This window comes from Paraburkholderia caffeinitolerans, assembly GCF_902859945.1.
Lineage (GTDB): Bacteria > Pseudomonadota > Gammaproteobacteria > Burkholderiales > Burkholderiaceae > Paraburkholderia > Paraburkholderia caffeinitolerans.
In genome coordinates this window covers 189,224-203,531 of record NZ_CADIKL010000009.1, presented here as the reverse complement: position 1 = coordinate 203,531, position 14,308 = coordinate 189,224, and the positions used below count along the sequence as shown (strand labels likewise).

The 14,308-nt window shown below is 67.0% G+C and carries 11 protein-coding genes; 5 read left to right on the top strand and 6 right to left on the bottom strand.

What is annotated here, in order from left to right; genetic code table 11:
- Positions 1–88 precede the first annotated feature (88 nt).
- From HV773_RS11890 to HV773_RS11880, 3 genes are all read right to left on the bottom strand, one after another.
- Positions 89–1,831, bottom strand: a complete 1,743-nt coding sequence (locus HV773_RS11890; protein ID WP_129562540.1) for an FAD-dependent monooxygenase — start codon at positions 1,829–1,831, stop codon at positions 89–91.
- A 145-nt stretch (positions 1,832–1,976) separates the two neighbouring features.
- On the bottom strand, positions 1,977–3,065 hold the full coding sequence (locus HV773_RS11885; RefSeq protein WP_129562541.1) for a cation diffusion facilitator family transporter: 1,089 nt from the start codon (positions 3,063–3,065) through the stop codon (positions 1,977–1,979).
- Positions 3,047–3,367, bottom strand: a complete 321-nt coding sequence (locus HV773_RS11880; RefSeq protein ID WP_129562542.1) for an ArsR/SmtB family transcription factor — start codon at positions 3,365–3,367, stop codon at positions 3,047–3,049. Before HV773_RS11880 ends, HV773_RS11885 begins: the two co-directional genes overlap by 19 nt.
- A gap of 160 nt (positions 3,368–3,527) precedes the next feature.
- On the opposite strand from HV773_RS11880, the gene HV773_RS11875 reads away from it, so the two are divergent.
- The 3 genes from HV773_RS11875 (at position 3,528) to HV773_RS11865 (ending at position 7,485) form a co-directional block, all read left to right on the top strand.
- Positions 3,528–5,480 (top strand): tetratricopeptide repeat protein, encoded by a 1,953-nt coding sequence (locus HV773_RS11875; RefSeq protein ID WP_129562543.1) that lies wholly within the window; start codon positions 3,528–3,530, stop codon positions 5,478–5,480.
- Between the two features lie 29 nt (positions 5,481–5,509).
- Positions 5,510–6,052, top strand: a complete 543-nt coding sequence (locus HV773_RS11870; RefSeq protein WP_129562544.1) for a GNAT family N-acetyltransferase — start codon at positions 5,510–5,512, stop codon at positions 6,050–6,052.
- A 227-nt stretch (positions 6,053–6,279) separates the two neighbouring features.
- On the top strand, positions 6,280–7,485 hold the full coding sequence (locus HV773_RS11865) for a hypothetical protein (RefSeq protein ID WP_129562545.1): 1,206 nt from the start codon (positions 6,280–6,282) through the stop codon (positions 7,483–7,485).
- 147 nt (positions 7,486–7,632) lie between these two features.
- Here the strand turns inward: HV773_RS11865 and HV773_RS11860 are convergent, their stop codons facing one another.
- From HV773_RS11860 to HV773_RS11850, 3 genes are all read right to left on the bottom strand, one after another.
- Positions 7,633–8,355, bottom strand: coding sequence for a DUF2968 domain-containing protein (locus tag HV773_RS11860; protein WP_129562546.1), 723 nt, complete (start codon positions 8,353–8,355; stop codon positions 7,633–7,635).
- A gap of 222 nt (positions 8,356–8,577) precedes the next feature.
- Positions 8,578–9,846, bottom strand: coding sequence for a gamma-glutamyl-gamma-aminobutyrate hydrolase family protein (locus tag HV773_RS11855; RefSeq protein WP_129562547.1), 1,269 nt, complete (start codon positions 9,844–9,846; stop codon positions 8,578–8,580).
- Positions 9,847–9,984: 138 nt separating this feature from the next.
- On the bottom strand, positions 9,985–11,751 hold the full coding sequence (locus HV773_RS11850; protein ID WP_129562548.1) for a cation:proton antiporter: 1,767 nt from the start codon (positions 11,749–11,751) through the stop codon (positions 9,985–9,987).
- Between the two features lie 178 nt (positions 11,752–11,929).
- Between HV773_RS11850 and HV773_RS11845 the strand changes: the two genes are divergently transcribed.
- Both HV773_RS11845 and HV773_RS11840 read left to right on the top strand, forming a co-directional pair.
- Positions 11,930–13,333, top strand: coding sequence for an amidase (locus HV773_RS11845; RefSeq protein ID WP_377729051.1), 1,404 nt, complete (start codon positions 11,930–11,932; stop codon positions 13,331–13,333).
- 199 nt (positions 13,334–13,532) lie between these two features.
- Positions 13,533–14,063, top strand: coding sequence for a disulfide bond formation protein B (locus HV773_RS11840; RefSeq protein ID WP_129562550.1), 531 nt, complete (start codon positions 13,533–13,535; stop codon positions 14,061–14,063).
- The last annotated feature ends 245 nt before the right edge of the window (positions 14,064–14,308 follow it).

Here is a 14,308-nt window from a genome sequence, read left to right as displayed (position 1 = left end):
TGCATGAGGTTGAGGCGGGGCGAAGCGCGCACACCATGCACCTTCGCCCCGCCTCACATGAGCCCTGCCTTTTCTCGACGCAATCGGATCACTGCGCCGCGGGCCGCGGCGCGGGCGCAGGCGTGAACCACGTCTCGCAATGGCGCAGCAAGCCATGCAGGTCCGATCCGGTACGACCGCGCGCGCAGATATAGCCATCGGGTCTCACGAAATAGAATGCTGGTCGCGTGCGCCCGTAGGCATCGCTGAGCGAGGGCGCGCCCTCGCCCGCCAAGGGTGCCTCGCTGTCCGGCAGATCCGCCACCCACCAAACCCGCACCGCCTGCGGCAACACCCGTTCAACCGCCTCGGCAAACGGCCTGAGCGCGGCAACTGCGTTTGCTGTGCCGGCCGCGCCGAGCAAGCTCGCGACGCTCGTCGGCCCGTCCGGCTGCGTGTGCCCGGCGGCTTCCACGACGCGCACCGCGTCATCGCCCACCAGCAGGAACAGCGAGAAGCTCGCCGGATCGTGCAGATCGAAGATGCGGCCTTTGCCTGGCGCCTTGCCAAGCGGCCCGTCGACCACGCGCACGAGGGCGTCTGGCGCGCGCTCGCCCGCGCGCGGCCCACCGTCGAGCACGCGTTCGAGCGTGAGCGCGCTACGCCGGTACTGGATCGACAATTCGCTCAGCGCCTCGCGCGCCGCGTCGCGCAGCGGACCGAGCGCGACCAGCGCCGGCATCACGCGCTCGCGCAATAGCTTGAGCGGTCCGTGATCGGCTTCGACAAGCTGCGTCATGAAGCTCGTCTGCCGCAACACGATGCGCTCGATCGGATAACGCTCGGCGTGGTACGTATCGAGCAGTCGATCGGGTGCGCCGCCCAACGCGCGCGCGAGCTTCCAGCCCAGATTGAACGCCTCCTGAATGCCCGTGTTCATGCCCTGCGCGCCCGCGGGGCTGTGCACGTGCGCGGCGTCTCCCGCGAGAAAGACGCGCTCCGCGCGCAGGAAGCGCACGATGCGGCTATTCACGTGAAAGTACGACGCCCAGGTCATGTCGGCGACCGAGACGGGATGGTGCATGCGGCGCTCGACGATCGAGCGGCATTCTTCGAGCGTCGGCACGGGCGGTGCGCCTTCGGGCAGGGCCGGCAGCATCGCCTTGTGATCGGCCATCAGACGATAGCGCCCGCGCCCATACGGAAAAATCGCGGCAAGCCCATCGCCCGACGCGAACACGTGGAACTCGTCCTCGGGCCACGGCGTGCTCGCGGCGATATCGGCAAGCAGAAACGACTGCTCGATCGTCTCGCCATCGAACTTCATGCCCAGATGGTGGCGCACCGTGCTGTGCGCGCCGTCGGCGGCGATCATCCAGGCGCAGCGCAACGCTTCGGTGCGTCCGTTGGCAAGGCGCACATCAGCACTCACGCTCGCGGAGCCTTGACTGAATTCGATCAGCTCGACGCCGCGCTCGACCTCCACGCCAAGCGTCGCGAGTTGCGCCGCGAGAATCCGCTCGGTTTCGCTCTGGTCGATGAACAGCAAATACGGATAGCGCGTGAACAACGGATCGAAGTCGAGACGCGCGCGGCGCTGACCGTTCGAATAGAGGTTGGCGACGTGCGCGCGATGGCCGCGCTCGAGAAAGGGCTCGACGATACGATGCTGCTCGAAGAGTTCGAGCGTTCGCGCCTGAATGCCAATCGCGCGCGTGTGACGCCCAGGCTCTCGCGCGCGATCGATCAAGCGGACCGGAATGCGCGCACGGGCAAGACTCAGGGCGGCGGCGAGACCGGTGGGTCCCGCGCCGACGATGAGCACGGACGGCTGAGAAGAAGCCACGGTCATGCAGACCTCCATGCGATCGACATGAAACGTAGTGTACGCCCGCTCCTGGCCCCGTTGAGCGCCCCGGTGCGGCTATGAGTGCTGTGGGTGGCTGTGGGTGGCTCTGGGTGGCTCTGGGCGACACCCGGTAACGCCCAGGCGTGCTTCAGGGATGAAGATGCGGCGCGGCGTCGAGCGAGCAGCGATGCGCGCTCGTGCCCAGATCCACCTGCAACGTCACATGCCTCATGCGAAAGCGCGCGCCAAGCGCGCTCACGATGGCATCGAGCGCAGCATCGCCGGGATGGCCGGCGGGCATCACGAGATGCGCGGAAAGCGCGTTACCCGTAGTAGAAAGCGCCCAGACGTGCAGATCGTGCACATCGGTCACGCCCTGCTGCTGTGCAAGAAAGCCGCGGATACGCTCGATATCGACGCCTTCGGGCACCGCCGCGAGCGCAAGCCGCACCGACTCGCGCAACAGCCCCCAAGTGCCGCGTACGATCACGAGCACGACAACGATGCTCATCGCCGGATCGACCCAGCTCCAGCCCGTCGCCAGAATCACGAGGCCGCTCACGGCGACCGCCGCCGAGACGCCCGCGTCAGCAGCCATGTGCAGGAAGGCGCCGCGAATGTTGAGATCGTCCTTCTGACCGCGCATGAAGAGCCACGCCGAGAAGCCGTTGACCACCATGCCGAGCGTGGCGACGATGAACACGTCGAGGCCGGCCACAGGCGCGGGATAGAGCAGACGCCCGATCGCCTCGGCAAGAATCGCGCCGCAGGCGACGAGCAGCAGCGCCGCGTTTGCGAGTGAAGCAAGAATCGACGAACTGCCGAAGCCGAACGTATAGCGCGCCGAAGGCCGGCGCGTGGCGAGCCATGCGGCGCCCCAGGCGAGCAGCAGGCCGAGTACGTCGGAGAAGTTGTGGCCGGCGTCGGCGAGCAGCGCGGTGGAATGCGCGATCACGCCATACACCGTCTGCGCCACCACGATGACGACGTTCAGCGCGACGGCCAGTGCGAACGCACGGCCATGGCCCGCGGCCGGCGCGTGATGGTGATGGTGGTGGCCATGCGCACCGTGATCGTGGTGATCGTGGTGATCGTGGTGATCGTCATGGACGCTATGGTCGTGAGCATGGTCGTGCTCGTGAACATGGTCATGACCGTGAGCGCCATGCGCATGAAGTGGCGCGGCGCCCTCGCCTGCATGCCCGGAGTCCGCGCGCGTCACGTGAGTTCCTGCCATTTGGGGACCGGCTCGGCCACGTGCTCCAGCATCCCCGCAAGCATCGCGCTGATATGCGCGTCCGCGGCGGCGTAAAACACCTGTTTGCCTTCGCGCTCGGCCCGCACGATGCGCGCAGCGCGCAGCAGGCGCAGATGGTGGCTCACCAGCGACGACGACAAACCCAGCGCGTCGGCAATCGCACCCACTGCGCGACGGCTCTGCACGCACGCCAGCACGATGCGCAGGCGCGTGGGATCGCCAAGCAGGCGGAACAGGTCGGCGAGCGGCGCGACGCGCTCGTCCTCGGGATACGGCAACATGGCGACAGCCCAAACATATGAACAGTTGTTCAAATGTTAGTTGCGGTACGGCAACAGGTCAAGCCGTGTTGGAAGGCCGCGCACGCGAGGTTCGGGGAGCCCCCATCCGAGTGTGGGAAAATGCCGCCTTCGCCATCCCCCACGTATTTGCCTTTCAGTCATGGAACAGGTTTTTGTCCGCGCATACGCCGCACATCGCGACGGCCGGCTGGACGACGCCGAGCGCGGCTACCGCGCGACGCTCGCCGCCGATCCCGTGCACGTCGATGCGCTGCACATGCTCGGCGTGCTGCGGCATCAGCAGGGCCAGCACGCCGAAGCCGCGGACCTCGTGCGCCGCGCGGTCTCGCTGCGGCCCGACGACGCCGCGCTCCAGCTGAATCTCGGCAATGCACTGAAGGCGCTCGGCGAGCTGGAGGGCGCGATCGAGCGCTTTCGCAATGCGCTCACGCTCGCGCCCGCGTTCGCACTCGCGCACTACAACCTCGGCAACGCCTACGCGGCGGTCGGCCGCCACGAGGACGCGATGTACGCGTTCGGCCACGCGGTGCGCCTGCAGCCCGGCGACGCCTCGTCGCACAACAATCTCGGCAACGCCCTGCACGCGCTAGGCCGCCATGCGGAAGCCGCCGAAGCGTTCCGCCGCGCACTCAAGATCCGTCCGGGCCACGCCGGCGCGCACAACAATCTCGGCATGGCGCTCAACGCGCTCGGCGACTGCGCGGGCGCGGTGGAACAGTTCCAGAAGGCGCTGCGCTTCCAGCCGCGTTTCGTCGCCGCGCATTTCAACCTGGCTAACACGCTCGACGCCACCGGCTATCACGCGCAAGCCGTCGCGGGCTTCGAAACCGCCCTCGCGCTGCAACCGCAATTCCCGCCCGCGCTGTTCGGGCTCGGCAACGCGCTGGCGGCGCTTGGGCGGCACGAAGAAGCGCTTAGCCCCTACGAGCGCGCGATCGGCCTCGATCCGAAGTTCGCGCTCGCGTGGCTCGCGCTAGGTTCGGCGCAGCACGCGCTCGGCCGCCATGCCGCCGCGCTGCGCGCATTCGACGAAGCGCTGCGCGTGCGACCCGATCTCGCGGCCGCGCATCTGAACCGCGCGCTGATATTGCTGACCCTGGGCGACTTCCCGCGCGGCCTCGCCGCCTACGAGTGGCGACTCGATCCGGCCGCACGCGAAAGCGCGAGTGGCGTTATGGGCGTTGCTGATGGTGTCAACGCCACCGGCATCACGATGGCCGCCGCGGCGCCAGCGCATCGCGACGCCGCCGCAGCCACACTCGCTGCCGTGCCCCGCTGGCGCGGCGAGCCGCTTGCGGGCCGCACGCTGCTCATCCACGCAGAGCAAGGTTTCGGCGATACGCTCCAGTTCGTGCGTTTCGTTCCGAACATCGTGGCGCTCGCGCACAGCGGCGCGCGCATTGTGCTCGAAGTTCAGGCGCCGCTCGTGCCGCTCATCGCGCCGGCCGCCCACGTCGCACATATCACGCTGATCGAGCAGGGTGCGCCGCGCCCGGCAGTCGACCTGCACTGCCCCCTGCTCTCGCTGCCGCTTGCGCTCGGCACGACGTACGAAACGGTGCCCGCGCCCATGCCCTACCTCGCGGCCCCGCCCGCCTATCGGCGCAAATGGCGCGGCTCGCTCGGCGGACAAGCCAAGCGCAAAATAGGCTTGGCCTGGTCGGGCCGCATCATGAAGCTCGAAAACCGTTCGATGCCGCTCGCCGCGCTTGAGCCGCTGTTCGCGCTCGAAGGCATCGACTGGATCGTGCTCCAGCCGAACCTGAGCGAGGCGGAGCACGCGGCGCTCGATGCACATCCACGTGCGCGCACCATTCACCGGCTGGATGGCAGGCTGGACGATTTCGCGGACACCGCTGCCGTCATCGAACGCCTCGACGCCGTGGTCTCCATCGACACGTCCATCGCCCACCTCGCGGGCGCGCTGGGCGCTAAGCTCTGGCTGATGCTGCCGTTCGCCGCCGATTGGCGCTGGTTCGCCGACACCGACGCGAGTCCGTGGTATCCACGCGCACGCCTCGTGCGCCAGCCGCGGCCCGGCTCATGGGACGAAGTGGTCGCGCGCGTCGCCGCTGCGCTGCGCGAGGCCTGACGCCTGATCGCGGTTACCCGAGGCCCCGTATGCCCACCGCTCCCGCCCTCACACTGCGTCCCGCCACGACCGCCGACGCTCCGCTGCTCGCCGCCATGCATGCCGCGAGCTGGCAGTCCACGTATTGCGATCTGCTGCCCGCCGCATTCCTCGAACAGGAAGTCGATACCGAACGCGCCGCATACTGGCGCGCGCGCATGGTGGCCCCCGGAGAGGACCGCCGCCTCGTGCTGATCGCCGAACTAGGGGATCAACCGGAAAGCCGCACGCCGGTCGGGTTCGTCTGCGCCGAGCGTCAACCCGGTTCGCCATGGGGCGCGTTGCTCGACAATCTGCATGCCCTGCCAGGACATCAAGGTATTGGCGTGGGTAAGCGGCTCATGCAAGCGGCCCAGGCTTGGGCGCGCGCCCAGGGCGAATCCCGGCTCTATCTCTACGTGCTCGAAGGCAATGAGTCCGCCATCGCGTTCTATGAGCGACAAGGCTGGCAATATTCGGGCGCGGAGCCCGACCATATGGGCGGCATCGACATTACCGCGCTGCGCTACGTCTATCGGCTCGATACCGCCTAACCAAAAAAATGAGATAGCGGATTAGCGTGGCCCGGAACACGTATCGACGACAGTTTTCGCCCAGTTTTCAGACGTTTCCGATAGATCGCTCAAAGCCTCGCTTGCATCATTCGAGTCCAAACGATTGACCCGTACAGACGTACAAAGCACGACAGCGCTGACAAACCGCGCGTCTTTCGGGTTCCACCGTGTTCTGGTGCCCATCCCGCCAAGGCAGCGAGAAATCCATGTCAACTTATCCGTTAGTTCAGGTGGAAGGCGCACTCGCGATGCCGCGCATGCGTCCACTCAACCGCGTCCCACCGCCGTTCGGTCGCGAATGGGCGCTCATGCCTCCGCACTTCAGCCTGCGCACCGAGCTCCAGGCGTTCTATGCGGCCATCCTGCGCACGATGTGCCTGAGCGCGGAGGCGTTTCGCAAAGTCTGTCGCTGGGACCTGCAGCGCCGCTTCACGCCTGAGCCGCCGCGGCCCGCTGCGGCGCCCGTGGGCAGCCCGCTCAACGCCGCACAGGCCCAGCAGGCTGCCGCCGATACCTTGCAGCGCACGGCGGCCGGCGCACGGCCAGCCCGACGCGTCGAGCGCATTCCGCCGCCCTCACACAAGCTGGCAGCCAGCGCAATTGCCATTGGCGGCGCAGTGCTGCTCACCTGGATCGTGGCAAGCCATACGCAATTCGGCGACGGCAAAGACAAAGCGGCTCTGCATACACCGGCGAACCCTGCTTCGGACAACGACGGGAGCGCATCGGCACGCCTTTCCGACGAACGCGCGCGACACGACCTCGCAACGCCCGCCGCCACCCGTGCCAATCAGGACGCACCGGCAAGCGCACCCGCCGCGACTCCACGAAACACGGCCACGCAAACGGCAGCGGCGGCGGCCAACGCCGCGCGCCGTCAAGGCCCTGCATCGGCGCCCATCATCGTCACGCCCAATGCAGCGCCCGCAGCGGCAACCGCCCGTGGCCCGGCAACCGCCACGGTCTCAGGTACGGCAAAGGCCGAGCGGCCGGATTTCGCGGCCCGAACGAACCCGGGCGCGCCGCTGCACGGCACACTGACCTCCAGAGCCACGCGCACGAACAGCACGGCAGCCAACGCCACAAAGAACCGCCAGACCGTCGAAACCGCAACGCGCTCCGCACATGGTGAAAGCCGTCGCCATCCGGCACACGACTTCACACCGCATCGCAACGCGCCGCTCTTGACCACCCAGCGCACCCAAGGCGCGTATTCGGAAGCCTCCGACTACTCGCCTGTCCAGCCCGGCGGCATGTCAAGCAGCGACTACCCATCGCTCTCGACTTACGCAGGCACGCGCGCAGCGCCGCGCCCGGCAAACAGCGCAACCGTGAGCGTCGACAATACGGAATGGGTGAATCACGTTTCACAACGCCGCGTGACCGAAGTGCCTGATCACTTCGCGAAGTAGACTCCGAAGTCAGTCCCGAAGTAGACAAAGCAACACAGCAAAAAGCCCGGCTTCGAGCCGGGCTTTTTGCATGTTCTGCTTCCGTGCCAGCCCTGGCATGCCGTACCGCTGCATTGCAACGGCACGACACGATCCGGGCTAGTTTCCCTAACGCCGGGAGCCGGGCAAACCTGCCTCCGTCGCGCGCTGCAATTGGTCCACCTGATTCTGGAGATCGCGCAACTGGGCCTGCGCCTGGATCTTCTCAGCATTGAGCGCCCGCGTATTGCCCTGCATCTGGCGCTGGTAGTCGTCGACGCGGGCCTGTTGCGTGCGCGCGACGTCGAGGTCCGCCTGCAGCCTGCGTGCGCGGTCCTCGTTGAGCGCGATTACGCGATCGACGAACGCCTTCTGCGCCTGAATCTGGGTCCGGCGAATCTCGACCTCGGCAAGACGCTGGGTCTGCTGCACGAAATTCGCATAGATGGCTTCCGCGCGCGCGTCTTCCTGCGAGCGAATCACCCGCCAAAAATGCTTGTCCTGGAACAACACGACGTAATAGGTCATCTCTGGCGCATAGAAAAACAGACTCGCGCCGTAGCTCGCGTTGTATGTCGTGCGCAACTCGACGAGCTGCGAATCGTGGATGAGTTGCATGAGCGTGCCGACATCGCCCTGTGTGGCCCCCGCGGTCGCCTGATCGTCCACGATGCCCGCGAGCGGCGGCGTGTTCGCCGGCTGCGGCGTCAAGCTGCCGAGCGAAGGCCGGTTGCCCGCCACAGGAGCGACATCGCTGGCGGGTGCGCCGGCCCATGCGGCTGCGCCGTGCTGCAAGAGCGTAAAAACCGCGGCGCCCAGCAAGGCGCGACGCAGCGGGGTTGATTGCTTCATGACTGCCTGTCCATTCAGGATTCCGAGTAACCGCTTATTATCGCCGCCAGAAAATCTCATAAACGTCGATTAATTTCGGATAACCGACGGAACGACCAATTAATTGTCCGAAATCACCTACTCGTTCATCGGAATATTGGACGCACGCGCGACGGTGACGGTAAACGTCAAAAGGGGGACTCTCGCCCCCCTTCTCGTCCACCGTCCGTCACCGTCTTTCTGTCAGAAGCGCGTCTCGCGTGCCGCGCGAAGAAACGTGTCGAGCAATGGGGTGCAGTCGAGCAGCTCCGGGCCGCCCGCGCGGTGAAACTCAGGGTGCCATTGCACGCCCACGACAAACGGCGAGCGCCGGTAGCGCACTGCTTCGATCAGGCCATCACCGGCCGAAACGGCTTCGACTGTCAGATCACGGCCGAGGCTCCTGACCGCCTGATGGTGGATCGAGTTGACGATGGCCTCGCGCCTGCCCGGGAACATGCTGGCCAGCGACGAGCCCTCGGGAAAGGTGATCGCGTGACGGTGCTGATCGTAGTGCTCGCTCACGTGCACGCCCGCCGTGGGAACGTCGGTGGCGATGTCCTGATAAAGCGAGCCGCCGAACGCGACGTTGATCAACTGACAACCGCGACAGACGCCCAGCACCGGCTTGCCCGACTCGATGAATTCGTGCAGCAGTTCCAGTTCGTACATGTCCCGCACGCGGTCGCCCGGCCATTCGGGACGCGGCGCGGTCTCCGCGTAGGTTTGCGGCGAGACGTCGGCGCCGCCTTGCAGCAGGAGGCCGTCGAGATGCTTCGCATAGTCTCGCAGGCGGATATTGCTCGGATGCAGCATGCCCTGATGACCGACCGTCGGAATCATGAAGACGATCACGTCGCGCGACATGACCCAATGCGCGATCGACTCTTCGAGATATTGCAGCGTCTTGCCGCGCAGGCCCGAGGCGCCGGGTTCCGGGTGAAAGATGCGAGCCGACACGCCGATGCGCAACGTCCGCTGGGTGATGCGCTGACCGGCGCGGTCGAACAGTTGCCGTGCGCGCGCGGCGACGATACGGCCGAACACCGACCACGCCGAATCGCTCGGCCGCAAATAGCGCGGCGGATCGGTCGGAATCGAGCCCGGCGGCGGCGGATGCTGCGCGCTGAAGTCGGGCGCCTGGCCGAATCCCGCTGGCGCGGCGCCCGGTCGTGGACTGGCCGCGGCCTGCGCGGCGCCATCCTTCGCTGCGGTCGCGGCAGGCGCGGGCGCCTCTTTGCCCGCTTCGCCCACCACCTCGATCGGAATACGCGGCGCGCCGGGTACATCCGGCGTCACCGCGGATGCGCTCGCGGGCGTGTCGGTCGACGCGCGCTGCGCGGCATCGCCAGACGGTGTTGCACCGGAAGGGCTGGAAGCGCCGGAGGAGCCTGGAGCGGCGGGCGCGTCGGCATTGGCAGGACGGTCAGCGCCGTCAGGAACCTCGGTTTGATCGGATTTGTTTTCGCTCATGACGTAGGGTCAGGCGCGCCGGTCGCGCGAACGAATGAACAGGGTTCCGATTATGCGTCGCACGGCCTGTCGCCGCCACCTCCGTGCACAATCGCGCACATTCTGTTGCAGTCTGTTGCAATCAGGCGCGCCCCAGCCTTACGGATCCGGCTGCTCGTCGAAAGTTTCGCGCAGCGCGATCTGCATGCTCGCGTGAATCCTCACGCACCAGCGCCACAGCAGCATCGTGAGCGCCGCCGCGCACACCAGCACGCCAATCAGGAAGCCCGTGGGCGGCAGGATCGTCCCCGACAGCGCGGCGACCAGCACGAATACGCCGATCATCGAGACCGCCGGCACGAGTTCGGCAATCGCATGCCGCAGCGCCCGCGTGAAGCGTCCCGCCTTTTCGGGCTGTACGCTCACTTCGGCCAGCAGGAGCGCAAGCGTCTTGGTCTTGCGCCACACCGCCACCAGAAACGGAATCGCGAGCAACAGCGCCGCGCTCCACAGCACCACGCGCTGGATACGCTCGTCCGGCACCCAGTTCGCGAGCAGCGGCAGCGCGTAGCGCGCGCCATACGATGCGCCGATGAAAATCGCCGACACCAGCGCGAGATTCACCGCGACCTGCACGATGATGCGTTTCGTGAGCGAGAACAGCGTCGGGCCTTGCGTTCCCGTCGGGCGTGGCATCAGGCAGCGCAGCCACTGGCTATACATGCCGAAGACATTCGACACCGAGGACGGCATCGCACGCGCGAGCCGCTGCGAGAGCGGATCGGCGAAGCGGATCAGATATGGCGTAGTGAGCGTCGTGATCGCCGAGACGGTCACCGCGATCGGATAGAGAAAACCGCTCGTCACCTTCAGCGTGAGGCCGAGCGAGGCGATGATGAACGAGAACTCGCCGATTTGCGAGACCGTCATGCCGACGCGCATCGCCGTGCGGCCGTCGTGGCCGGCGAGGAAGGTGCCGAGCCCGCACGACACGAGCTTGCCGAACACCACCGCGAACGAGATCACCGCGATCGGCCATGCGTAGTCGACCAGCACGAGCGGATTGAGCATCAGGCCGATCGTCACGAAGAAGATGGCCGAGAACGCATCGCGCAGCGGCGCGACCAGATGCTCGATGCGCGGCAGATGGCGCGACTCGGCCATGATCGCGCCGATCAGGAACGCGCCGAGCGCGATCGAGTAATCGAGCTTCACGACCAGCAGGCAAAAGCCGAAGCAAAAGCCGAGCACCGAGACGAGCAGCATCTCGTCGCTACCCACGCGCGCCACGTAGCCGAGCACGCGGGGCACGACGAGGATGCCGGCGAGCAGCGAGACCGTCATGAACAGCAGCAGCTTGCCGAGCGTGACGAATGCGATGCCGGGCGAGAGCTCGCCCGTCTGCGCAATGCCGCCGAGCAGCACGAGCATGGCGATGCCGAGGATGTCCTCGACGATCAGGATGCCGAACACGAGCTGCGCGAACCGCTCGCGCTTCACGCCGAGGTCGGCGAGCGCCTTGACGATGATGGTGGTCGACGAAATGGCGAGGATCGCGCCGAGAAACAGCGAGTCCATCGGGGCCCAGCCGAACGCGCGGCCGATCTCGTAGCCGATCCACAGCATCACCACGATTTCGGAAAGCGCCGCGACGATGGCGGTCGCGCCCACCTGGAACAGCTTGCGCAGACTGAATTCGAGCCCGAGCGAGAACATCAGGAACACCACGCCCAGTTCGCCCATCGTCTGGATGGTCTGCTCGTCGTGAATCAACTGGAACGGCGGCGTGTATGGCCCGATGATCACGCCCGCCGCGATATAGCCGAGCACCACCGGCTGCTTCAGGCGATGAAACAGCACGGTGACGATCCCCGCGATCGCCATCACGACTGCCAGATCCTGAATGAAGCCGATTCCCTGATGCATGCGCGAATATCCTTACAAAATCCTGTCTAAAAAAGCATGTTACCCGATGAGCGCGACGCGCCGAATCGGCCCTTGGGAAAAATTCACGTTCTACAATGATGTGTCCCTTGCCGCAGCGCCTGGCCGCGATGTCCAGCGCCATCCGTCCGCGGTGCCTCCGTCCACTGTGTTGCCATCGATGCTCCCCGCCGCCATGACTGCCACCCCATCCCCCTTCGCGCCGTTCCCGCCGCTCGCCCAACTGGCCGCCGACCTCGCCGCGGGCCGCACCACGAGCCGCGCGCTCGCCGAGGCCGCGCTCGAGCGCATTGCCGCGCCGGACGGCCAGGGCGCCGCCGTGTTCACACAGGTCGACGCGGGTCGCGTGCGCGCCGCCGCCGATGCGCACGACCAGCTGCGCGCGTCGGGCACCGTGCTGTCGCCGCTCGCGGGCATTCCCGTCTCGGTGAAGGACCTCTTCGACGTGCAAGGCGAAGTCACGCGCGCCGGCTCCACGGTGCTCGCGAACGCGGCGCCCGCGAGCGCCGATGCCGTAGCCGTCGCGCGCCTGCGCCGCGCGGGCGCGGTGCTCGTCGGCCGCACCAACATGAGCGAATTCGCGTTCTCGGGACTCGGCCTGAACCCGCACTACGGCACGCCGCTCTCGCCTTACCGGCGCGGCGTGACCGGCGACGAGCGCGTCGCGGGCGGTTCCTCCTCGGGCGCGGCGGCCTCGGTTGCCGATGGCATGGCCGCCATCGCGCTCGGCACCGACACGGGCGGCTCGATCCGCATTCCAGCGGCGTTCTGCGGCCTCACCGGCTTCAAGCCCACGGCGGCGCGCATCCCGAAAACGGGCGGCCTGCCGCTCTCGCCCACGCTCGACTCGTTCGGCCCGATCGGCAATACAGTGGCGTGCTGTGCGCTCGTGGACCGCATCCTCGCCGGGCTGCCCCCGCACGTGAGCGCGGCGCGGCATCTCGATGGCGTGCGCATCGGCGTGCTCACGAACTATGTGACGGACGACATCGAGCCCCACGTGGCGCAAGCGCTCGACACGGCGCTCAAGCACCTCGACGCAGCAGGCGCAATCGTGAACGAAGTGCGTTTTTCGGCGTTCGAGCGCATGGCCGGAATCAACCGCTTCGGCTTCTCGCCGATCGAGGCCTACGCATGGCACCGTCCACTGCTAGCCCAGCACCGCGACCAGTACGACCCGCGCGTGCTCGTGCGCATCCTCAAGGGCGAGCCCGCGAGCGCCGCCGACTATCTCGATCTGATCGCCGCGCGCGCCGCCATGATGGACGAGGCGCAAACGACGCTCTGGTCGCGCTTCGACGCCGTGATCGCCCCGACCGTGCCGATCGCCCCGCCCGCGCTCGCCCCGCTCGTCGCCGACGACGAAGCGTTCACGCGCACCAATGCACTGGTGTTGCGCAACCCTAGCGCCTTCAACTTCCTCGACGCCTGCGCGCTATCGCTGCCGATCCACCATCCCGATGAAGCGCCGGTGGGACTGATGCTGGCCGGCGCGCCCTACGCCGATGACGCGATCCTGGCGATCGGCCGCGGCGTGGAAGCGGTGCTCGCGCCGCTGCGGTAACGAAAATGGGGGGCGACGGCAGCTCGGCCGCAGTTCGGCCGCGAGCGGCCACTGCCTGCGCGCGGTCAAAAGCGCTCGCTCGCGCGGCCCCCCCTTCGCGCTAGAATCCCGGGACGCCGTTGCAGCCACACCGGTCAGGATTTGCTTAACACCGGCTGCGCGATTCAACCCGAATAAACGAGCCGAATAAACGAGCCACATGAACCAAGATAACGCGCTGCTGCGCCGCGAGCGCGGCCTGCTGGTCCTCCTCGGCCTGATCTGTCTCGCGCTGCTGGGCGGCGCACTGTATTTCCAGTACGCCGAGCATCAGGACCCGTGCCCGCTGTGCATCCTCACGCGCTACTTCTTCATCCTGATTGCGATCTTCGCGTTCCTCGGCGCGCGCTTCGCCAGTTGGCGCGCTGTGCGTACACTCGAAGCTCTGGTCGCGCTTTCGGCGGCCGGCGGCATCGTCGCCTCCGCGAAACTCGCCTGGGTGCAGGCGGTCCCGAACTTCAGTTGCGGCTTCGACACGCTTCAGCCCATCGTCGACGCCCTGCCGCCCGCGCACTGGCTGCCCGGCGTGTTCAAGGTCCAGGGCCTGTGCGAAACCACCTACCCGCCTATTCTCGGCCTCACGCTGCCGCTCTGGTCGGTGCTCGCATTCGCGGTCATGTTCCTGGCGGTGGCCGCGAGCCTGTGGCGCAACCGTCGCCGCGAGGTGGCGTGGCCCGGCATTCGCCGTTAAACGCTGAGCACTAAGCCTCCGCGCGCCCCGCACCTGGCCGCATGACCACGGGCGCCTATGGCGCCCTCTCTCCCCAAGCCGCCTCCCCCGTCTGCCCTCCCCGAAGGGTCGGATCGCGCGCCTCTCTCATTGCCGCTGTCACATAACCCCCATCTTCCAGAAAGGATACTTTCCGGCCCCTGTCGGTGCTAAATTCGGGATTGGATGGCGATCTACGTGCGCGAGGCCGGACTGACAGTCAAGGC